The organism is Burkholderia sp. MSMB617WGS (genome assembly GCF_001532025.2).
GTDB classification, from domain to species: Bacteria; Pseudomonadota; Gammaproteobacteria; order Burkholderiales; family Burkholderiaceae; genus Burkholderia; species Burkholderia savannae.
In genome coordinates, this window is record NZ_CP013458.1 from 2,591,462 (window position 1) to 2,612,307 (window position 20,846).

The following is a 20,846-nucleotide window of genomic DNA, read 5'->3' on the forward strand; positions in this document are numbered from 1 at the left end:
TCGCAGTCGACGCCAAAACCGACGAACAACCTGCCGACGCGGCCGCTCCCGAACGCCGCCGACCGGCCCGCAACGGTTCAGCGATCCTGCACCGGCGCCTGCACGCGCGCCTTCCACTGCCCGCCCTTGCCGCGCCAGTAGCGCACCGCCGACGCGAACGTCGCGCCGACATAGAACAGCGCGACGAGCGGCAGCGCCGGCGCCCACCACGGCGAGCGGCGGTAATAGCTCAGCATCGGCGCATACGCGGTGCACATCGACGCCCACGCGAGCCACGCCGGCCACGCGCGCGCGCCATACGCGAGCGCGGCGACGGGCGGCATCAGATAGATGATCGTCATCCCGACGAGCGTGCCGAGCAGCAGCACCGGCGAATAGCGAAGCTGCGTGAACGCGGTGCGCGCGATCATGTTCCAGATGTCGCGCCAGCTATCGTACGGGCGCAACGACACGCTGCGCTCGGCGAGGTCGAGCCGGATCGGGTGATGACCGGCGCCGCGATGCTTGATCCGCGCGGCGAGGCTGCAATCGTCGATCAGCGCGCCGCGAATCGATTCGATGCCGCCCGCCTCCTCGAGCGCGTCGCGGCGCACGAGCATGCAGCCGCCCGCCGCGCCCGCCGTCTTGTTGCGCGGATCGTTGACCCACGAGAACGGGTACAGCTTCGCGAAGAAGAACACGAACGCCGGGATCAGCGCCTTTTCCCAGAACGAATCGCAACGCAACCGCACCATCAGCGACACGAGATCGCGCTGCTCGGCCTGAGCGCGCGTGACGAGCTGCGCGAGCGCGTCCCGCGGATGGCCGATGTCGGCATCCGTCAGCAGCAGATAATCGGCGGGCAGCCCGAGCGAGCGCACCGCGGCGATCCCCTGCGACTGAGCCCACACCTTGCCCGACCAGCCGGCAGGCAGCGCCTCCGCGGTCAGCACGGTCAGCCGGTCGACGCGGCCGGCGGCGGCCGCGGCCGCGCGTGCGGCGTCGGCGGTGCCGTCGGTGCTGTGGTCGTCGACGACGATCAGGTGGAACGCGCCGTCGTAATCCTGCCCAACGAGCGACTTGACGGCCTCGCCGATCACGTCGGCCTCGTTGCGGGCGGGCACGACGGCCGCCACCGCGGGCCAGCCGGCGCCGGCGGCCGCGCCGCGCGCGTCGGGCGGCAGCCGCCGCGCGGGGCGCGCGCGCCAGAAGCCGCCGCGCCCGAACAGCAGCACGAGCCAGATCACGAGCGACAGGCACGACAGCAGAAACACGACGATGAGCGTCATGCGCGGCCCCCTGCCCGTGCGCGGCGGCGGCCCGGCGCGCCGCCCGGACCGGCGGCCGCGCGCGCCGGCGCGCCCGTTTCGTTACGATCGACTTCCATGCAAATCAGCCCTTTAGGTGCCCTCCGGCGTCAGCGAGCCGAAAGGTTCGGTGAAAACCGCCTAGTTTACTGGGTTTGACGCGCGCAAGCGCCGGACCTCCGGGGTTGCTCCAATTGCCACAACGTCAGGAACGGTAAAGCACGCAAAAGCCGATAGGGTTAAAATGCGCGATTACTTCGGGGTGCCGGGCCCGTTCCTGCATTCATAACATCCAAGTTGGGGCGATCGGCCCGGCCTGCCGGCCGCTCGCACCCCGCGTCAGTCGTCGGAGTTCGCCCAAATATGCGAGTCATCCTTGCCCAGCCTCGCGGCTTTTGTGCGGGGGTTGTCCGCGCGATCGAGATCGTCGAGCGCGCGCTGCAACAGCACGGCGCGCCGGTCTATGTACGTCACGAGATCGTCCATAATCGGCACGTAGTTGAAAACCTGAGAAATAAAGGGGCGCGATTCGTTGAGGAGCTCGACGAAGTGCCGCATGGCGCCGTGGCCATCTTCAGCGCGCACGGCGTCGCCCAGACCGTCGAAAAGGATGCCGATGCCCGGGGCCTCGACGTCCTCGACGCGACGTGCCCGCTCGTCACGAAGGTGCACGTGCAGGGGCGCCAGTACGTCGCGGCCGGCCGCCGGCTGATCCTGATCGGCCACGCCGGCCATCCGGAAGTCGAAGGCACGATCGGCCAGATTCCGGGCGAGGTGATCCTCGTCCAGAGCGAAGCCGAGGTCGATACGTTGACGCTGCCGGCCGACGCGCCCGTCGCGTACGTCACGCAGACGACGCTGTCGGTCGACGACACGCGCGGCATCATCGAAGCGCTGCAGCGCCGGTTCACCGACATCGTCGGCCCGGACACGCGCGACATCTGCTACGCGACGCAGAACCGCCAGGCGGCCGTGCGCGAACTGAGCGAGCAGGTCGACGTGCTGCTCGTCGTCGGCGCGACGAACAGCTCGAACTCGAACCGGCTGCGCGAGATCGGCGCCGAAAGCGGCGTGCCGAGCTATCTCGTCGCGGACGGCTCGGAAATCCGCACCGAATGGTTCGCGAACGCGCGCACGGTGGGCCTCACGGCCGGCGCGTCGGCGCCCGAGGAAATGGTCGAGGACGTGATCGCCGCATTGCGCGCGCTCGGCCCGGTCGAGGTCGCGACGATGTCGGGCCGCGAGGAAAAAGTCGAATTCAAGCTGCCGGCGAAGCTCATGCAAGCTGTCGCCCGCGAAGTTTAAGGAGGACATCTCTTGTCTATTCCGCTGCTCCAGCAAGCCCGCGTCGGCGCGTACATCGTGCGCCAACACCTGTCCGGCAACAAACGCTATCCGCTCGCGCTGATGCTCGAGCCCCTCTTCCGCTGCAACCTCGCGTGCAACGGCTGCGGCAAGATCGATTACCCCGATCCGATCCTGAACCAGCGCCTGTCCATCGAGGAATGCCTGCAGGCCGTCGACGAATGCGGCGCGCCCGTCGTGTCGATCGCGGGCGGCGAGCCGCTGCTCCACAAGGAAATGCCGGAAATCGTCCGGGGCATCATGAAGCGCAAGAAGTTCGTCTATCTGTGCACGAACGCGCTGCTGATGGAAAAGAAGATGGACGACTACCAGCCGAGCCCGTATTTCGTCTGGTCGGTTCACCTCGACGGCGACAAGGACATGCACGACCATTCCGTGTCGCAGGACGGCGTGTACGACAAGGCCGTCGCGGCGATCAAGGAAGCGAAGCGCCGCGGCTTCCGCGTGAACATCAACTGCACGCTGTTCAACGATGCGATCCCCGAGCGCGTCGCGAAGTTCTTCGATACGCTCAAGCCGATCGGCGTCGACGGCATCACGGTGTCGCCGGGCTACGCGTACGAACGCGCGCCGGATCAGCAGCACTTCCTGAACCGCGACAAGACGAAGAACCTGTTCCGCGAAATCCTGAAGCGCGGCGAAGGCGGCAAGCGCTGGTCGTTCAGCCAGTCGTCGCTGTTCCTCGATTTCCTCGCCGGCAACCAGACCTACAAGTGCACGCCGTGGGGCAACCCGGCGCGCACGGTGTTCGGCTGGCAGAAGCCGTGCTACCTGGTCGGCGAAGGCTACGTGAAGTCGTTCAAGGAACTGATGGAGACGACCGACTGGGACAACTACGGCGTCGGCAACTACGAGAAGTGCGCGGACTGCATGGTCCACTGCGGCTTCGAGGCGACCGCCGTGATGGACACGATCGCGCATCCGCTGAAGGCGCTGCGCGTGAGCCAGAAGGGCATCAAGACCGACGGCCCGTTCGCGCCGGACATTCCGATCGACAAGCAGCGTCCGGCCGAGTACGTGTTCTCCCGCCACGTCGAGATCAAGCTCGAAGAGATCCAGCGCGCGGGCAAGGGCAAGCTGCAAAAGTCGCCGAAGCCGGCCGCGACGGCCTGACCCGACGATCGCCGGCGACGCGCGAGATTGCGCGCCCGCCGTCGACGGCCGAGGCGCCCCGAATGACATTCGGGGCGCCTTTTGTTTTGGCGCGCGTGTCGCCGGGGTCCGGCCGCGCCTTTGCGCAGTTCGCCGCGATGCATTTTTTCGGCGCGCCGTGCGTCGGTTGCGATACGTCGGTCGGCGCGCGACGGACGATGTTTTGGGATGAATGAGCGGTGTCAGGCCGGTGTCAGGCCGGTGGCGGTGGCGGTGGCGGTGGCGGCATCGGTACCGATATCGATGCCGATGCGATTTCGCATCGTCGAACGCCTCGACATGGAAATCCTGGCGCACGTTCAGCGAAATTCCCCGCTTCACGCGTCTTTGTCGCACTTTTTCGTCACGTCCGCTTGCGCAACCGATCGATGTCGCATGCGACGGCCGCCGAGCCGAGCCGGCGCCACACACACCACTTGCGCCACTTGCGCCACTTGCGCCGCTAACCCGCAAGCACGCTTGCTCGCGCCGCGTTACGATGCGCGTTGAGCCGGCGCCAACGACGCGCCGCCACCGACAACGATGCGCACGGGCGCACGACGCCGCCGCGCACGCGCAGACATTCCGAGAACCGCCATGACATCTTCCGACGTCGCCGACATCATCGGCTGGCATGCCCACGTATATTTCGACGCATCGAGCCGCGACGCCGCGTGGGCGTTTCGCGCGATCGTCGAACGACGCTTCGGCGCGACCGTGCAGCTCGGCCGTTTTCACGAGCGACTCGTCGGGCCGCATCCGACGTGGTCGTATCAGATCGCGTTCGAGCCGGCGCAATTCGCCGAAGTCGTGCCGTGGCTCGTGCTGCACCACGGCGCGCTCGACGTGTTCCTTCATCCGAACACGGGCGACGAGCTGCGCGATCATCGCGACGCCGCGGTCTGGATCGGCCATTCATATGCGTTGAATCTCGATGCGTTGAGCGGCTAAACGACGCGACGCGCGCCGCATCGGCGTATCGCGCCGCGAAGTCGGCCACGTCGCGAAAGCGGCGAATCGGGCCGGATAACGTCGGGTTCGACCGGGTCACGCTCGACCGGCGCACGCTCGACCGGCGCACGTCGAGCCGGGTTGGGTCGCGTCGAGCAGGGACATGTCGGACCGGGTCGGGTCGGGTCGGGTCGGGTCGGACCGGACCGGATCGGGTCGGACCGGACCGGATCGGGTCGGACCGGACCGGGTCGGGTCGCGTCGCGTCGAGCCAGGCCACGCGGGCCGAGTCACGTCACGTCGCGTCGCGTCGTGCCAAGCCGGGCCGGGCCACGTCAGACCGAGTCGCGTCAGCCTCAAACCGGCGCACGTCAGACCGAGTCGCGCCGGACCGAAGCACTTTCGCCCGCTCCGCATTCGATCGCGTCATATCGAGCTCGGCCCGCGTCGCAATCGAAGAAGTTCCGTCGAACGTCACGCCGCACCCACGTCGACGGCCCGTCATCCGGATCGCGCGTGCGAGCGCCGTGCGGCGACACCGATCGCCCATGCAGCCGAATACGCGCGGATCTGCGCGAATATCTCGCCGCGAGACCGACATCGCAACGGATTGAGCGGCGACGCAGTTCGCGCGCCGTCGCATGCCCGAACCGGCGAACGAAGCCGCCGATACGTTCATCGAGCGTTGCGCGCCGCGCAATCGATGCGTGCGCCGCGGTAACGCCGGACGATCGACTCTCGCACTACCATTGCGTGGCATGCACGCCACGACACGGAGAAGCCGATGGCCCCCGATCTGAATCTGCTGATTGCGCTCGACGCACTGCTCGAAGAAGGCAGCGTCGTCGGCGCCGCGCGCCGCATGAATCTCAGCCCGCCCGCGATGAGCCGCACGCTCGCGCGCATCCGCGAAACCGTCGGCGATCCCATTTTCGTCCAGGCCGGGCGCAGGATGGTGCCCACGCCGCGCGCGCTCGCGCTGCGCGGCGTCGTGCGCGAGACCATCGAGCGCGCGTCGCAACTGCTCGCGCCGAGCGCCGAAATCGATTTGCGCACGCTCGACAAGCAGTTCAACGTGCGCGCGAACGACATCTTCGTCGGCATGCACAGCGGCCGGCTGCTCGAGGAGATGGAGCGCGGCATGCCGCGCGCGATGCTGCGCTTCACGCCCGAGGAGGACGACGTCGACGACGACGCGCTGCGCAGCGGCCGCATCGACCTGTTCATCAGCGCGTCGCGCCGCCTCGGGCCCGAGATCCGCGTGCAGCCGCTCTTCACGACGACGTTCGTCGGGCTCGCGCGCAGCGATCATCCGATCTTCGGCGACGACATCACGCCCGAGCGCTTCGCGCGCTGGCCGCACATCGGCGTGTCGCGGCGCGGCAAGTCGTCCGGGCCGATCGACGCCGCGCTCGCTGAGCGCGGGCTGAAGCGCCGCGTCGCGCTCGTCGTGCCGACGCCGTACGCGGCGGTATTCGCGCTGCACGCGTCGGATCTGATTCTGCCGCTGCCCGAGCATCTCGCGTGCGGCGCAGTGAAGGCGGGGCTCGACGTGCGCGCGTTCGAGCTGCCGGTGCCGCTCGAGACCGTGCTGATCACGCAGGCGTGGCATCCGCGCTTCCAGAGCGACCCCGCGCATCAATGGCTGCGCCGCGTCGTGCGCGGGCTGTGCACGGGCCCGACCGCGTTGCAGCCGGCGCACGCGTGACGCGCGCGCGACGCGTGCGTCTCACGCATGCGCCGATTGCAAAGACTTCACTTTTCTGAACGCGAGCGACGCCCGTAGACTGCCTCCGTCATTCATCACGGAGCGCGATCAGTGCGTGACGCAGCAGATCAGACGGCCGCCGTCTCGGCGGCGCGCGGACGACCGAGCCGAGCGACGGCGGCGCTGCTCGCGCGCCTCGAGCGATTCGAATTCGATCTGTTCACGCCGCGCGGCGCGTATGTCGCGCGCTCGATCGCCGCGGCCGCGCTCGCGCTCGGCGTCGCGTATCTGCTGGCGCTCGAGACGCCGTATTCCGCCGCGTCGACGGTGCTGCTCGTGATCAATCCCGTGCAGGGCGCGGTGATCGGCAAGGGCGTGTGGCGCGTCGCCGGCACGATCGCCGGGATGCTCGTCGCGTTCGTGCTGATGGGCTGCTTCGCGCAGCAGCCGCTGCTCTTCATTCTAGGCTTCGGCTTCTGGCTCGGCCTATGCGTCGCCGGCATGACGATGCTGCGGCACTTTCGCGCGTCGGGCACGGTGGTCGCCGGCTACACGATCGGCCTCGCGACATACGGCGCGATGCTGCGCCCCGAGCTCACCTTCGAACGCGTGATCGGCCGCGGCTCGACCGTCGTGATCGGCGTGCTGTGCCTGAGCCTCGTGTCGATGCTGTTCAGCGCCCGCGACGTTCGCGGCAAGCTCGAAGCGCTGGTGACGCGGCTCGCCGCGGCGGTCGCGCGCGCGATCGCCGCGCAGCGCGGCGGCATCGCGGCCGCGCCCGGCGACGACACGCGGCTCGCGCTGCTGGCCGACATCTACGGAATCGACGATCTGCTCGCGCTCGGCAAGGCCGAATCGGAGGACCTCGCGCAGCGCGCGATGGCCGTGCGGCACGGGATGGCGTCGCTGTTCGGCGCGCTCGCGGGCGGCACGCCGCCGCTGCCCGCGGACAGTCCGGGCGCGCGCGCGATCGCGCGCCTGCAACCGCGGCTCGAGGCGGCGTGGCGGGCCGCCGCCGACGCGCTCGACGACGGTCCCGACGGCGCCGCGCACGCGGCCGCGCTGCTCGGCGACGCGCGCACGCGCTTGCGGAACGCGCTCGCCGGGATCGCGTTCGCCGACCCGCGCGACGAGGCGACGCTGCTGATCGCGGGCGAGCGCCTGATCGAGCAGATCGACGACTATCTCGCCGCGCTGCGCGGCCTTGCCGAGTTGCAGCGGCCAAGGCCGCAGGGCAAGCCCGCGCCCGTGCGCTTTCATCGCGACGCGCGCTCGGCCGTGCGCAACGGCGCGCGCTCGATGTGCGCGATCGTGATCACGGGCGCGATATGGTTCGCGACCGGCTGGGATCAGGGCGACATGATGCTGCTCGTCGTCGCGCCGTATTGCGCGCTGCTCGCCACGGCCGGCGATCCCGCAGCAGGCGCGAAGGCATTCATCAAGGGCACGGTCGCCGCGGTGCCGGCCGCGTTCGTCTGCGCATTCGGCGTGCTGCCGCGCATCGAGGGCTTTCCGCTCCTCGTCGCGACGCTCGCGCTGTTCTGGCTGCCGGGCATCTATGCGACGAGCACGCCGAAGACCGCGCTCGCGGGCCTCGCGTATCTCGTCGCGTTCAACACGCTGAACGCGGCGACCAATCCGTTTCGCCCCGACCTCGGCCTGTTCCTCAATCAATCGGTCGCGTGGGTGCTCGCGACGTTCGTCACGCTGCTCGCGTTCCAGCTGATCCTGCCGCGCAACCTCGCCGCCGACATCGCGCGGCTACGCCGCACGATCCGCGACGATACGCTCGGGCTCCTCGCTTCTCGCCACAGGCGGCCGGCGGCGGCCCAGTGGCCGCAGCGGCAGCAACACCGCATCGCGCAGCTCGCCGCGCTGCTGAAAAGCCGGCCGGCCGCGATGACGCAGGCGAGCGTCGAAGGGCTCGCCGCGCTGCACGTCGGCAAGGAATTGCTGCGCATCCGGCGCTTCGTCGCGCGCGGCGATCTGCCCGCGCCCGCGCTCGACTGCGCACGCACCGGCCTCGCGCGGCTCGCGCGCCGCGCCGCCGAGCCCGCGCGCGCGGCGCTGCATGCGCGCCGCGCCGCCCGTGCGATCGCCCGGCTCGCCGCCGCGCATCCCGGCCACGACGCCGAGCTGAAGCGGCTGATGGCCGCGTTCGCCGACGTGCACACGCTGCTGCACACGCATGCCGCGTACTTCACCCCCGTTCCGCCGAGGTCCCGCCGTGCTCAGTGAATTCGCCGTGGCCGGCGTCTACCTGCCGCCGTTCTTCGTCTATGCATGCGCGACCGTGCCACTCTACCTGGCCGTGCGCGCCGCGCTCGCGCGCGCCGGGCTGCTGCGCCGCGTGTGGCACCCGGCGCTGTTCGAGTTCGCGGTTTCGCTCGTGCTCGTCGCCGCGCTGATCCTCTTTCTCTAGTTCGCCAAATCGCACCATGTCGCTCAAACCCCTGACCCGCTCCGTGGCGACGCTCGTCGCGATCGGCCTCGCGATCGCGCTCGTCGCCGCCCTCTGGCACGCGTACGTGCTCGCCCCCTGGACCCGCGACGGCCGCGTGAGCGCGCACGTCGTGCGAATCGCGCCGGAAGTGTCCGGAACCGTGATCGGCGTCGCTGTCGCCGACAACCAGCGCGTATCGAAAGGCGACGTGCTATACCGGATCGATCCGCGGCGCTTCGCGCTCGCGCTCGAGCAGGCGCAGGCGCAAGTCGCCGCGAGCGCCGAGGCGATGCGGCAGAAACGCGACGAGGCGCGCCGCCGCACCGGCCTCGACGATCTCGTGCCGCAAGAGGACATCCAGCGCTCGGGCCGCGCGGTGTCGATCGCGCAGGCCGAATACCGCAAGGCGCTCGCCGCGCTCGAAGTCGCGGAGCTCGATCTCGAGCGCGCGACGCTGCGCTCGCCGGTCGACGGCTACGTCACGCAGCTGCGCTTGCGTCGCGGCGACTACGCGGTCGCGGGCAAGCCCGGCATCTCGGTGCTCGACGCGCACAGCTTCTGGATCACCGGCTATTTCGAGGAAACGAAGCTGCGCCGCATCGCAACGGGCGCGCCCGCGCGGATCAAGCTGATGGGTTTCGATCCGCTGCTGAGCGGCCGTGTGGCAAGCATCGGCCGCGGCATCGCCGACGAGAACGGCGGCCTCGACGAACTCGGACTGCCGAGCGTCAATCCGACGTTCAGCTGGGTGCGGCTCGCGCAGCGGATTCCGGTGCGCATCGAGCTCGATCGCGTGCCGGCGGGCGTGCTGCTCGCGGCCGGCATGACCTGCAGCGTCGAGATCGGCGAGGCCGGCCGCCGCTCGACGCCGCGCGGCCGGCTCGCGTCGTGGCTGCACACGTTGATGTAGGCGGCGGCGATGCGATCCATTTCTTTCCGTCCGCCACGATGCGCCGCCGCGCTCACGGCCGGCGCCTGCGCGATCGCGCTTGCCGCGTGCACGGCGGTCGGCCCCGACTATCGTCCGCCGCGGCCCGCGCATCCGTCCGACTGGACGGCGCGCGGCGGCGACGCCGCGCCGGCCGATCCCGCGCAATCGCAGGACTGGTGGCGCGCGTTCCGCGATCCGTTGCTCGACAAGCTGATCGCGCAGGCGATCGGCGGCAATCAGGACCTCGCGATCGCGCGCCAGCGGCTGTTGCAGGCGCGCGCCGAGCGCGACCGGATCGCGAGCCGGCTCGGCCCGGCCGTCTCCGCGGGCGGCACGGCCGACGCGCTGCGTTCGTCGCGCGCGCTCGACTGGCCGCCGGGCATCGGCCAATCGCGAACGTATCGGCTCGGTTTCGACGCGTCGTGGGAACTCGACGTCTTCGGCGGCACGCGGCGCGCGATCGAATCCGCGGATGCGCAAGTCGAGGCGATCGACGAAGACCGCCGCGCGATTCTCGTGAGCCTCGTCGCCGAGCTCGCGTCCGATTACGCGGAACTGCGCGCGAGCCAGGCCCGGCTGCGGCTCGCGGCGGACAACGTCGCGAGCCTCGACGCGACGCTGCGGCTGACCGAGCGCGCGCAGCGGCGCGGTCTCGGCACATCGTTCGAGGTCGCGCAGGCGCGCGCCGAGCTCGAGCTCGCGCAGGCCGCGCTGCCGCCGCTGCGGGCGAGCGTCGCGCGGCTCGCGCACGCGATCGGCGTGCTGACGGGCGGCTTTCCCGGCGAGCTGCGCGACGCGCTCGCCGCGCCCGGCGCGACGCTGCCCGTCGCGCCGCAGTTGCCCGTCGCGCTGCCGGCCGACGTGATCCGCGAGCGGCCCGACATCCGCGCCGCCGAGCGGCGCTTCGCGGCCGCCACCGCGCAGATCGGCGTCGCGCGCGCCGCGCAATTGCCGCGCTTCGCGATTCCGCTGAGCGTCGGCTCGACCGCGAGCCTCGTGCAGGACTTGTTCGCGAGCGCGAGCGTCGCGTGGTCCATTGCGCTCGAAGGCACGCAAACGCTCTACGACGGCGGCCGCGCGAAAGCGGGCGTCAGCGCCGCGCAGGCCGCCGCCGAGGCGGCGCGCATCGCGTATGCGCAGCGCGTGCGCGTCGCGTTCCGCGAGGTCGAGGACGCGCTGACCGCGATCCGCGCCGAGCGCGACCGGCAGAAGGCGCTCGTCGCGGCGGCCGACAGCAGCCAGGACGCGCAGTCGCGCGCAACGCGCCTGTATCGCGGCGGACTGAGCGATTACCTGTCGGTGCTGACCGCGCAGCGCGCGACGTACCGCGCGCGCGACGCGCTCGCGCTGAGCCGCCTCGCGCATGTGCAGGGCGTGATCGCGCTGTACAAGGCGCTCGGCGCAGGCTGGCGGCGCGATGCGCCGGTCGCGCAAGCCGACGGCCCGCCGGACGCGCGCGGGCCTTGACGGCCGCCGCGCTGCGCCGCTTCGCTTCGCGCCTCGTCGTGGCGTTCGCCTTTGCCTTTGCCTTTGCCTTTGCCTTTGCCTTTGCCTTTGCCATTGCCATTGCCTTTGCCATTGCCATTGCCATTGCCATCGTCTTCGTCTTTGTCTTTGTCTTTGTCTTCGGATTTTTTTTCGTCATCCATTCCGGGAGCATTGCCATGAATCTCGATCCGCAGGATTTCGTCGTGCACGACGTGAGCCGGTTTCCGATGTGCGTATTCCGCGAAAGCGCCGCGACGCCCGGCTACGCGACGCAATGGGAGAAGGAAATCGACGCGCTGATGCGCGGCGGCGCGCCGTTCGTCGTCGTGTACGTCTCGCTCGAAGCCGGCGAGAGCCACGACGACCGCAAGCATCGCGCGATGTGGCTCAAGCGGAACAGGACGGCGCTCGGCGCGGTGTGCAGGGCGCTCATCAGCGTCGAGCCCGATCCCGAGCGGCGCGCGGCCGTCGCCGAGCAAGGCCGGATGGCCGTCAAGGCGTTCGGGATTCCGCACGAGGCGGTCGCGTCGCTCGGCGAGGCGACGGCGCTCGCCGCGCGGCTCACGGCAGCGAGCGGCGCAACCGGCGTCGAAACGCACGCGCGGCGGACCTGATACGCAAGGCGGCGATCCGGGCCGAAGTCGCCACGCTCGGCCGTCGGCGCCGGCGCGAACGTGCGCCGGCGATGCGCGGACGGCGCATGCCGGCGGCGTCGCTGCGGCGGCATGCCGATGCGACGTGGTCGGTTTCGACGCCGCGCCGCCGACGACGACGACACTCGCCGCCCGGCATAGGTGTCTTTCGGCGCGCTCGCCGCTCCGGTCGCGATGCTCGCAACGGCAAGTGAACGCCTTACGCGTCGGCGTGAGCCGATCGGTCGCAACGCGCATCGGCCATGGCCCTCATCGACGCCGCGCCGCCGACGCCGACGCTCGCCGCCCGCAACGGCGGTCAATGCGCCGAGCGCCGGTGCCCGTCGATCGTCCACGACGCACTGCGACCGACAACGCCCGTTCGCCCATCGCCTTGCGCGACGCTTCCGACATCTCGCGGCGCATTTCGCCGTCCCCCGCCCGTCCCCGCGCGCCGGCTCGGCCATCGCCTGTCGCGCCGGGCGCGCGCCGACGCCCGCCCGGCTCCCGCGAATCGACCAACTCGAATGAATATGCGAAGCTTTCGCCGACGTTCCGCGATTCCGTTTCATTCCGCAAAGGAGCCCACTTGGAAATTCGCCACGGAGTCAATCTGACGCGCGCCCGCGCGCTCCTCGCACGCGAACGCGACGCCTTCGAACGAGCCATGCCGACATCGCGCGCGCGCTGCGCCGAAGCGGCGCAGCACCTGCTGTTCGGCGTGCCGCTGCACTGGATGCGCGACTGGTCGACGCCCTTCTCGCTGCACGTCGATCACGCGCGCGGCGCGCATTTCACCGACGTCGACGGCCATCGCTACGCCGACTTCTGCCTCGGCGACACGGGCGCGATGTTCGGCCACGCGCCCGAGCCCGTCGCGCGCGCGCTCGCCGAGCAGGCGACGCGCGGCTACACGACGATGCTGCCGAGCGAGGACGCCGCGTGGGTCGGCGCGGAGCTCGCGCGCCGCTTCCGGCTGCCGTACTGGCAGTTCGCGCTGAGCGCGAGCGACGCGAACCGCTTCGCGCTGCGCTGGGCGCGCGCGGCAACGGGCCGCAAGCACATCGTCGTGTTCAACGGCTGCTATCACGGCACCGTCGACGACGTGTTCGTCGATCTCGTCGACGGCAAGCCGGCGCAGCGCGACAGCCTGCTCGGCCAGGCGCACGATCTGCTCGCGTACACGCGCGTCGTCGAATTCAACGATCTCGCCGCGCTCGAAGCCGCGCTGGAGAGCGGCGACGTCGCGTGCGTGCTCGCCGAGCCGGCGCTGACCAACATCGGCATGGTGCTGCCCGACCCCGGCTTCTGGCGCGAAGCGCGCGCGCTGACGCGCCGCCACGGCACGCTGCTCGCGATCGACGAAACCCATACGATCAGCAGCGGCCCCGGCGGCTACGCGGTCGCGCATGGGCTCGAGCCGGATCTGCTCGTCGTCGGCAAGCCGATCGGCGGCGGCGTGCCGTGCGCGGTGTACGGCTTCAGCGCGTCGTTCGCCGAGCGCGCGCAGCACGCGAAAGCGAGCGCGCCGCCCGGTCATTCCGGCATCGGCACGACGCTGACCGCGAACATGCTGGCGATGCGCGCGATCCGCGCGACGCTCGCCGACGTGATGACGGACGCCGCGTACGCGCACATGTTCGACCTCGCCGCACGGCTCGCGGCCGGCCTCGAACAGGCGATCGCGCGGCGCGGGCTGCCGTGGTGCGTGACGCGGATCGGCGCGCGCACCGAATTCCAGTTCGCGCCGACGCCGCCGCGCAACGGCGCGATCGCCGGAATGCAGCTCGACGGCGAGCTCGAGCACATCGTGCATCTGTATCTGCTGAACCGCGGCGTGCTGATCACGCCGTTCCACAACATGATGCTCGTGTGTCCGGAAACGGGCGCGGAAGACGTCGATCGGCTGGTCGCGGCATTCGATGCATGCATCGGGGAGATGGTCTGAGCGACGTCGCGCGGACGCCACGAAAAACGATGCGAGCGCGCGTGCGTGCGTGCCGCGGGAACGCTTGTCGGCGACGGGAACACGGAGGATGCCGAATAGCGCGCCAGTTCGCACGAGTAACCGGATGCCAGACACATTATCTCACGCGAGTTAATTAAAACCTGACAACTGGATACTCGTCGCGACACAATGCGGAATTCAATGTCAGATTGGGCGGCGAATAAAGCAGCCAAAATAAATCTTCTCAACCTTTCAACGCCAAGCCAAATATATCTCATATAGGCTATTAATAGCCTGATTGGTTGTCCGCTTCGACGATGTGCAGCCGCACAATGCGGCCATGCCGACGCTCGAAGAAAAAGCGGCGTTCGCAGAACGCCTCAAATTCGCCCTGCAGCGCAGCCCGGAGAAAATCTCCGGCGCGACCGCCCTTGCGCTGCACTTCAATCTGCGGCATCGCGGCGAACACCCGATTTCTCCGCAAACCGCACACAAATGGCTGACGGGCCGCACGATCCCGACGCCCGACAAGTTGCGCACGCTCGCCGATTGGCTGCGCGTCGATCTGCATTGGCTCCATTACGGCCCGCCGCCCGGCGCGCCCGGCGGCAGGACGCACGAGCCGGCGCGACGCGACGAAAAATACGCGCCGACGGCGGAGACCATCGAGCTGGCATCGAAGATCGAGGCGCTCTCGCCGCATCATCGCTATCTGATGCAGGAATTGATCGAGCATTTCTGCGGCGATCCGTCGAAGCGGCGCTGAGCGGCGCAGATGTCGGCGGATACTCATCGGGCCATCGTCCATCCATCCGCCTGGCCGTTCGCCGCTTCGATCCAACGCGTCGTCCCGCCGCATCCGCCCATGAAAAAAGCGCCACGGCTCGCACCGTGACGCTTTTGCGCGATCGCGACAAGCGCATCGCGAAACCGCCGCCGCCCGCGGACTACGCCGTCAGCAGCATTTCCCCGCTCCCGAACCGTATCGCGCATTCTGCCGTTCGCGGAAAAACTCCTCGTACGTCATCACCGGACGATCGGGATGCGTCGCGCGCATGTGCGCGACGTAGCCTTCGTAGTCGGGCAGGCCGACCATCAATCGCAGCGCCTGCCCCAGATAACGGCCCGCGGTGCGCAATTCGCCGCCGAGATCGGAGAACATCGCGGCCTCCCGTCAGCGCCCGCTGCCGAGCGCCTGCGCGGCCGGCATCGGCTCGTACGGCGTCTCGCGCGATGTCGGCTGCGCGGCACGGCGCGCGCGCGCGACCGCGATCACGCCGTACGCCGCGATGCTCACGACGACGAGGATGAACAGCGCCGCGAGCGCCGCGTCGACGTAGTCGTTGAAGATGATCCGCTGCATTTGCGCAAGCGTCTTCGCGGGCGCGAGCACCTTGCCGTCGGCCGCCGCCGCTTGCAGCTTCGCCGCATGCGCGAGGAAGCTGACCTTCGGGTTCGAATCGAACACCTTCTGCCAGCCGGCCGTCAGCGTGCAAATCAGCAGCCACGCGGTCGGCACGATCGTCACCCACGCGTAACGCTCGCGCTTCATCTTGAACAGCACGACGGTGCCGAGCACGAGCGCGATCGCGGCGAGCATCTGGTTCGAAATGCCGAAAAGCGGCCACAGCGTGTTGATGCCGCCGAGCGGATCGACCACGCCCTGATACAGGAAGTAGCCCCACGCGGCCACGCACAGCGCGGTCGCGATCAGGTTCGCCGGCAGCGATTCGGTGCGCTTCAAGGCCGGATGGAACGTGCCGAGCAGGTCCTGCAGCATGAAGCGGCCCGCGCGCGTGCCCGCGTCGACCGCGGTCAGGATGAAGAGCGCCTCGAACAGGATCGCGAAGTGATACCAGAACGCCATCATCGCCTGGCCGCCGATCACCTGGTGCAGGATCTGCGCCATGCCGACCGCGAGCGTCGGCGCGCCGCCGGCGCGCGCGATGATCGTCGTCTCGCCGACGGCCTTCGCCGTTTCGGTCAGCATGTCGGGCGTCAGCATGAAGCCCCATTGCGTGACGGTCTGCGCAACCGCCTCCGGCGTCGTGCCGAGCACGGCCGCGGGCGCGTTCATCGCGAAGTACACGCCCGGCTCGATCACGCACGCGGCGACGAGCGCCATGATCGCGACGAACGATTCCATCAGCATCGCGCCGTAGCCGATGAAGCGCGCGTTGGTTTCGTTGTCGAGCAGCTTCGGCGTCGTGCCCGACGCGATCAGCGAGTGGAAGCCCGACACCGCGCCGCACGCGATCGTGATGAACAGGAACGGGAACAGGTTGCCCGACCAGACCGGGCCCGTGCCGTCGACGAACTTCGTGAGCGCCGGCATCTTCAGCTCCGGCGCGACGATCAGGATGCCGATCGCGAGGCCGACGATCGTGCCGATCTTCAGGAACGTCGACAGATAGTCGCGCGGCGCGAGCAGCAGCCACACCGGCAGCACCGACGCGACGAAGCCGTAGCCGATCAGAATCCACGTGAGCTGCGTGCCGCTGAACGTGAACCACGCGGCGAGCGTCGGCGAATCGTGCACGTGCTGGCCGTACGCGATCGACGCCATCAGCAGCACGAAACCGATGATCGACACTTCGCCGATGCGGCCCGGCCGGATGTAGCGCGTGTAGACGCCCATGAAGAGCGCGATCGGAATCGTCGCGGCGACGGTGAACGTGCCCCACGGCGAATTCGTCAGCGCCTTCACGACGATGAGGGCGAGCACCGCGAGAATGATCACCATGATCAGGAACGCGCCGAACAGCGCGATCACGCCGGGCACCGCGCCGAGCTCCATCTTGACGAGATCGCCGAGCGAGCGGCCGTCGCGGCGCGTCGAGATGAACAGCACGATGAAATCCTGCACCGCGCCCGCGAACACGACGCCCGCGAGAATCCACAGCATGCCGGGCGTGTAGCCCATCTGCGCGGCGAGCACGGGGCCGACGAGCGGGCCCGCGCCCGCGATCGCGGCGAAATGGTGGCCGAACAGCACGTATTTGTTGGTCGGCACGTAGTCGAGGCCATCGTTGAACTTGACGGCGGGGGTCATCCGCAGGCCGTCGAGCTGGACGACCTTGCTCGCGATGAAGCGGCTGTAAAAGCGATACGCGATCAAATACACGCAAACGGCGGCGATCACGATCCATAGCGCGCTGACCCGCTCGCCGTGCGCGAGCGCGATCGTGCCGAACGCGAACGCGCCGAGCAGCGCGACGGCGATCCAGAGCAAATAACCGGAAGCCCGATTCATGGCGTCTCCTGTCTATTTTTTCGAAATATGCGCGGCGGGGAGCCGCGCGCAACGACGGCAAGCGTCACGCTCCGTCGGGACGTAGCGATGGGGCCATATTGTTCGCCTTCGATGCAAACCTAACAAGCGCATGACTACGTACGGCATCTACGTAGCATTGCGTAGGGGTTTGCGAGGGGGTGAGCGCCGTTCGATTCCTCGGAATATAAAACCGAACGGCGACAAAGGAAATCGCCGCCTCGCCGGCGCGCTGCGGCGCGACACTATGGTGCAAAACGCGTGAAGACGAAATCGCGATCCTTCACGCGGGCCTGATGGCACGCGAAGCAGGTCCGATGCTGCGCTTCGTCGGCCGGTGCGCCGTTGACGAAACGGCCGAAGCCCCAGCCTCCCGTCGACGCATACCGGCGCGAATCCTTGACCATCACCTGCACCGTCGTCGCCTGGCCCGGCACGGTCGCGGATTCGAACTCGGCGGACGGCTTGCGCTTGTACGCGAGCTTCACGAGCATCGCGCCGTCCGGAAACGGCAACGTCGCATGCTCGATCGCCTTCACGGCGGCGGGATTGCCGAGCACCACGCGCAGCTCGTCGAGCGGCGCCGCCTCTTCGGCCGGCGCGATCATCTCCCACTTCCGATAGCCTTCGGGAAGCGTCACACCGTAGATCGGCGACGCGGCCGGCTTCGATGCGTCCGCGAACGCGCCGCCGCCCCGCACCGCGAACAGCAGAAACGCGCCTGCGGCGAGCGCGCGGGCCATTCGAAAACTTCGCTTCGACATCGACTATCCTCCTCGCGTCACAGATGCGCGACTTGCAGGATCGCGTCGGCGAACGCCTTCGGCGCCTCCTGCGGCAGGTTGTGCCCGACGCCGCCCGCGACGTCGCGATGCAGATACTTGCCGACGAACTTCTTCGCGTAAGCGGCGGGCTCGGGATGCGGCGCGCCGTTGGCGTCGCCTTCGAGCGTGATCGTCGGCACCGTGATCGCAGGCGCGGCCGCGAGACGCGCCTCGAGCGCGTCGAATCGACGCTCGCCCTGCGCGAGCCCCAGACGCCATCGATAGTTGTGGATGACGATCGCCGCGTGATCAGGATTCCGGAACGATTGCGCCGAGCGTTCGTACGTCTCGTCGTCGAAACGCCACTTCGGCGACGCGAGCTGCCAGATCAGCCGGTTGAAATCGTCGCGGTTCGCCGCATAGCCGGCCGCGCCGCGCTCGGTTGCGAAATAGAACTGATACCACCACGCGAGCTCGGCCTTCGGCGGCAGCGGCTTGCGGTTCGCCTCCTGGCTGCCGATCAGATAGCCGCTCACCGACACGAGCGCCTTGCAGCGCTCGGGCCACAAAGCCGCGACGATGGCCGCCGTGCGCGCGCCCCAGTCGAAGCCGCCGAGCACGGCCTGATCGATCTTCAGTGCGTCCATCAGCGCGACGATGTCGGCGGCGATGACCGCCTGCTGGCCGTTGCGCGGCGTGTCGTCCGACAGCAAGCGCGTCGAGCCGTAGCCGCGCAGGTACGGCACCACGACGCGATAGCCGGCCGATGCGACGAGCGGCGCCACGTCGGCGAAGCTGTGGATGTCGTACGGCCATCCGTGCAGCAGGATGACGGCCGGACCGTCCTTCGGCCCGGCTTGCGCGTAGCCGACGTTGAGCGGGCCGGCGTCGATCTGATGGATCGTGTCGAACGTCGCGGCGTTCGGGGCGTTCGCGGCGTTCGGGACGTTCGGGGTGCTTGAATCGCCCGTTGCGCCGCTCGCGCCCGCCGAGCGCGGCGCGGACTGCGCGCGGGCGAGCCCGTCGAGACCGAGGTTCATCACGCCGACGCCCGCGAGCGCGGTGCCCATCAGCCGGCGGCGCCGGACGTTTATCGCATTGGACATGATCAGTCCTCCTTCAAGGTTGCCGGAAAACGCCGCATCGCATGCGGCGGCGAAATGCGCGGCGCATGGCGCGCCGCATGAACAGGCGATCGATCGGCATTGCGCGGCATCGCTCGGCCTCCCGGAACGAAGCAATGCATCGAATCGACGGACTGCGAACCATCGGCGTCACCGGACACGCGGGCCGCGCCCGCATTCGCGGAACGGCGGGCGCGAGCCGGGCCGGCAGGCGGACGTCGCGCGCACCGGTGACGTGCAATCGAATGGAAATGGAAACGGAAACGAACTAACGCATCGCCGCGCGAAACGCCCCGAAGGTCTGCCCGTTCGGCCGGAGGCGAATGTCCGGATCGAGGCGCGCCCACGCGAGATCCGCGGGATCGGCGGCCATCGGCCCCGGCGCTTTCGCGACGAGGATCGCCTCGGCGATCGCTTCGAAGTCCGCACGAAAATGAACCGAGCTCTTGTTCACGACGATCCGCATCCGCTCGGGCTCGATGCCCGCGACACGGAACTGGTTGCGCTCGAAGGTCTGCATCTTGTTCGTGCTCACCGCGATCCTGACGCCTTCGATGCGCAGGCAGGCCACCGCGCCGAGATCGCCGCGCGCGCCGTTGAACATCGGGCCGTCGAAACGAAAACACCCGTCGGACAGATGCTCGACCTCGAAATCGGCCGCGAGCGGCGCATCGCCGCGCACGCCCGAGCGGCCGCCGAGGCTCAGGCCGATGCGCGCGCCGACGCCCGCGCGGTGCGCGGCGGCCGCGGCGTCGGGGTCCCAGATCACGCCCACCGCCGCGTCCGTCGCCGCGCGGCGAAGCAGCGCCCGCACCATGCCCATCGTGTCGGCGTCGCCGCCCGCGCCGGGGTTGTCCTGCGTGTCGGCGATGACGACGGGTTTCGTCGCGCCGCGGCTCAGGCGAATCGCTTCGGCCACGGCGGCGTCGGGCGTCAGGAACGGCACGCCCCAGCGCGTTTCGTCGTCGACGAGTTTCGCGCACAGCACGTCGACCGCACGCTCGGCCGCGTCGCCATCGAACGCGTGCGCCCACACCGTGGGCCCGCATTCCGGAAAATCGGCGGCCGGAAAACCCGGAGCGAACGACATCGATACGACGCCGTCCCGTTCGAGTTGCGCGAGCAATCGATACGCGCCGCCCGCGGGCTCCGCGTGCGTGCACATGCCGTTGATCGGGATCAGGAACGGCAGCCGGCGCATCGCGCAATGCAGCGGCCGGCGTTCGGACACGATTCGCTCGAGCACCTGCGCGGCGCGCTCGCCGGTTGCCGCCATGTCGACGTGAGGATAGGTGCGATACGCGACGAGCGCGCTCGCGTGCGCGGCCATCCGCGCGGTGACGTTCGCGTGCAGATCGAGCGACGCGACGATCGGCATCCGGCTACCGACGATCCGCCGCACGCGCGCGAGGATCTCGCCTTCGCCGTCGTCGTGCTGCTCGGTGACCATCGCGCCGTGCAGGTCGAGATAGATCGCGTCGAACCCGCCCGCCTCGACCGCGGCGACGATCTCGCCGCCGATCCGCTCGAACGCGTCGGCCGTGACGTGCGCGGACGGGCACGCGCCCGCCCAGATCACGGGCAGCAGCGCGTGCCCGTTCGCCTGAGCGGCCCGGATGAAGCCGCCGACCGGCACGTTGACGTCGCGCAGCGACAGCACGTCCGCGCCGCGCGCCAGCGGCGGAAAGCCTTCGCCGCGAACGAAGCTCTGATACGACGCCCGCGTCGGCGCGAACGTATTGGTCTCGTGCTGGAAGCCTGCAATCAGAATGTTCATTTCGCCTTTCCGTGTGGAGGACGGCAT

The 20,846-nt window shown here is 69.3% G+C and carries 17 protein-coding genes; 11 read left to right on the forward strand and 6 right to left on the reverse strand.

All coding sequences use genetic code 11. The features are described from left to right. Positions 1–77 precede the first annotated feature (77 nt). Positions 78–1,268 (reverse strand): glycosyltransferase, encoded by a 1,191-nt coding sequence (locus WT60_RS32240; RefSeq protein WP_060356465.1) that lies wholly within the window; start codon positions 1,266–1,268, stop codon positions 78–80. A gap of 381 nt (positions 1,269–1,649) precedes the next feature. Here WT60_RS32240 and ispH point away from each other — a divergent pair, with 381 nt between their 5' ends. From ispH to WT60_RS32305, 11 genes are all read left to right on the forward strand, one after another. Further along, entirely contained in the window at positions 1,650–2,591 is a 942-nt protein-coding gene (ispH, locus tag WT60_RS32250; RefSeq protein WP_038755192.1) for a 4-hydroxy-3-methylbut-2-enyl diphosphate reductase, read from the forward strand. Positions 2,592–2,603: 12 nt separating this feature from the next. Then, positions 2,604–3,764, forward strand: a complete 1,161-nt coding sequence (gene hpnH, locus WT60_RS32255; RefSeq protein WP_059575607.1) for an adenosyl-hopene transferase HpnH — start codon at positions 2,604–2,606, stop codon at positions 3,762–3,764. A 615-nt stretch (positions 3,765–4,379) separates the two neighbouring features. Then, a complete protein-coding gene (locus WT60_RS32260) occupies positions 4,380–4,733 on the forward strand; it encodes a DOPA 4,5-dioxygenase family protein (protein WP_038755181.1) in 354 nt (117 codons plus the stop codon). Between the two features lie 784 nt (positions 4,734–5,517). Next, entirely contained in the window at positions 5,518–6,441 is a 924-nt protein-coding gene (locus WT60_RS32265; protein ID WP_038755178.1) for a LysR family transcriptional regulator, read from the forward strand. A 111-nt stretch (positions 6,442–6,552) separates the two neighbouring features. After that, positions 6,553–8,679, forward strand: coding sequence for an FUSC family protein (locus WT60_RS32270; protein ID WP_060356466.1), 2,127 nt, complete (start codon positions 6,553–6,555; stop codon positions 8,677–8,679). Beyond that, on the forward strand, positions 8,669–8,863 hold the full coding sequence (locus WT60_RS32275; protein ID WP_038755172.1) for a DUF1656 domain-containing protein: 195 nt from the start codon (positions 8,669–8,671) through the stop codon (positions 8,861–8,863). The genes WT60_RS32270 and WT60_RS32275 overlap by 11 nt, the downstream gene beginning before the upstream one ends. Before the next feature lie 16 nt (positions 8,864–8,879). After that, entirely contained in the window at positions 8,880–9,794 is a 915-nt protein-coding gene (locus tag WT60_RS32280) for an HlyD family secretion protein (protein ID WP_059671672.1), read from the forward strand. A gap of 9 nt (positions 9,795–9,803) precedes the next feature. Beyond that, positions 9,804–11,282, forward strand: a complete 1,479-nt coding sequence (locus WT60_RS32285) for an efflux transporter outer membrane subunit (protein WP_060356467.1) — start codon at positions 9,804–9,806, stop codon at positions 11,280–11,282. Beyond that, entirely contained in the window at positions 11,279–11,917 is a 639-nt protein-coding gene (locus tag WT60_RS32295; RefSeq protein WP_236860900.1) for a hypothetical protein, read from the forward strand. Before WT60_RS32285 ends, WT60_RS32295 begins: the two co-directional genes overlap by 4 nt. 607 nt (positions 11,918–12,524) lie before the next feature. Beyond that, the gene (locus tag WT60_RS32300; protein ID WP_059642644.1) at positions 12,525–13,883 is read left to right on the forward strand and encodes an aspartate aminotransferase family protein; all 1,359 of its coding nucleotides are present in this window, start codon (positions 12,525–12,527) and stop codon (positions 13,881–13,883) included. A 340-nt stretch (positions 13,884–14,223) separates the two neighbouring features. Continuing rightward, a complete protein-coding gene (locus WT60_RS32305) occupies positions 14,224–14,649 on the forward strand; it encodes a transcriptional regulator (protein ID WP_038755160.1) in 426 nt (141 codons plus the stop codon). A 189-nt stretch (positions 14,650–14,838) separates the two neighbouring features. On the opposite strand, the gene WT60_RS32310 is transcribed toward WT60_RS32305, so the two are convergent. The 5 genes from WT60_RS32310 to WT60_RS32330 form a co-directional block, all read right to left on the reverse strand. Continuing rightward, entirely contained in the window at positions 14,839–15,045 is a 207-nt protein-coding gene (locus WT60_RS32310) for a YbdD/YjiX family protein (RefSeq protein WP_038755157.1), read from the reverse strand. Positions 15,046–15,057: 12 nt separating this feature from the next. Further along, positions 15,058–17,136: a carbon starvation CstA family protein gene (locus WT60_RS32315; RefSeq protein WP_038755154.1), complete on the reverse strand. Its 2,079-nt coding sequence runs from the start codon at positions 17,134–17,136 to the stop codon at positions 15,058–15,060. 263 nt (positions 17,137–17,399) lie between these two features. Continuing rightward, positions 17,400–17,897 (reverse strand): cytochrome P460 family protein, encoded by a 498-nt coding sequence (locus tag WT60_RS32320; protein ID WP_226377328.1) that lies wholly within the window; start codon positions 17,895–17,897, stop codon positions 17,400–17,402. A gap of 38 nt (positions 17,898–17,935) precedes the next feature. Further along, entirely contained in the window at positions 17,936–19,024 is a 1,089-nt protein-coding gene (locus tag WT60_RS32325) for an alpha/beta hydrolase (protein ID WP_060356468.1), read from the reverse strand. Between the two features lie 286 nt (positions 19,025–19,310). Continuing rightward, positions 19,311–20,819 (reverse strand): M81 family metallopeptidase, encoded by a 1,509-nt coding sequence (locus WT60_RS32330; RefSeq protein ID WP_038755277.1) that lies wholly within the window; start codon positions 20,817–20,819, stop codon positions 19,311–19,313. Positions 20,820–20,846 lie beyond the last annotated feature (27 nt).

Excerpts from the sequence above, each read along its gene's own strand:
- WT60_RS32240 (WP_060356465.1), bottom strand. The coding sequence starts at position 1,268 with ATGACGCTCATCGTCGTGTTTCTGCTGTCGTGCCTGTCGCTCGTGATC.
- WT60_RS32265 (WP_038755178.1), top strand. The coding sequence starts at position 5,518 with ATGGCCCCCGATCTGAATCTGCTGATTGCGCTCGACGCACTGCTCGAA.
- WT60_RS32280 (WP_059671672.1), top strand. The coding sequence starts at position 8,880 with ATGTCGCTCAAACCCCTGACCCGCTCCGTGGCGACGCTCGTCGCGATC.
- WT60_RS32285 (WP_060356467.1), top strand. The coding sequence starts at position 9,804 with ATGCGATCCATTTCTTTCCGTCCGCCACGATGCGCCGCCGCGCTCACG.
- WT60_RS32320 (WP_226377328.1), bottom strand. The coding sequence starts at position 17,897 with ATGGCCCGCGCGCTCGCCGCAGGCGCGTTTCTGCTGTTCGCGGTGCGG.
- ispH (WP_038755192.1), top strand. The coding sequence starts at position 1,650 with ATGCGAGTCATCCTTGCCCAGCCTCGCGGCTTTTGTGCGGGGGTTGTC.
- WT60_RS32260 (WP_038755181.1), top strand. The coding sequence starts at position 4,380 with ATGACATCTTCCGACGTCGCCGACATCATCGGCTGGCATGCCCACGTA.
- WT60_RS32310 (WP_038755157.1), bottom strand. The coding sequence starts at position 15,045 with ATGTTCTCCGATCTCGGCGGCGAATTGCGCACCGCGGGCCGTTATCTG.
- WT60_RS32330 (WP_038755277.1), bottom strand. The coding sequence starts at position 20,819 with ATGAACATTCTGATTGCAGGCTTCCAGCACGAGACCAATACGTTCGCG.
- WT60_RS32315 (WP_038755154.1), bottom strand. The coding sequence starts at position 17,136 with ATGAATCGGGCTTCCGGTTATTTGCTCTGGATCGCCGTCGCGCTGCTC.
- WT60_RS32305 (WP_038755160.1), top strand. The coding sequence starts at position 14,224 with ATGCCGACGCTCGAAGAAAAAGCGGCGTTCGCAGAACGCCTCAAATTC.
- WT60_RS32325 (WP_060356468.1), bottom strand. The coding sequence starts at position 19,024 with ATGTCCAATGCGATAAACGTCCGGCGCCGCCGGCTGATGGGCACCGCG.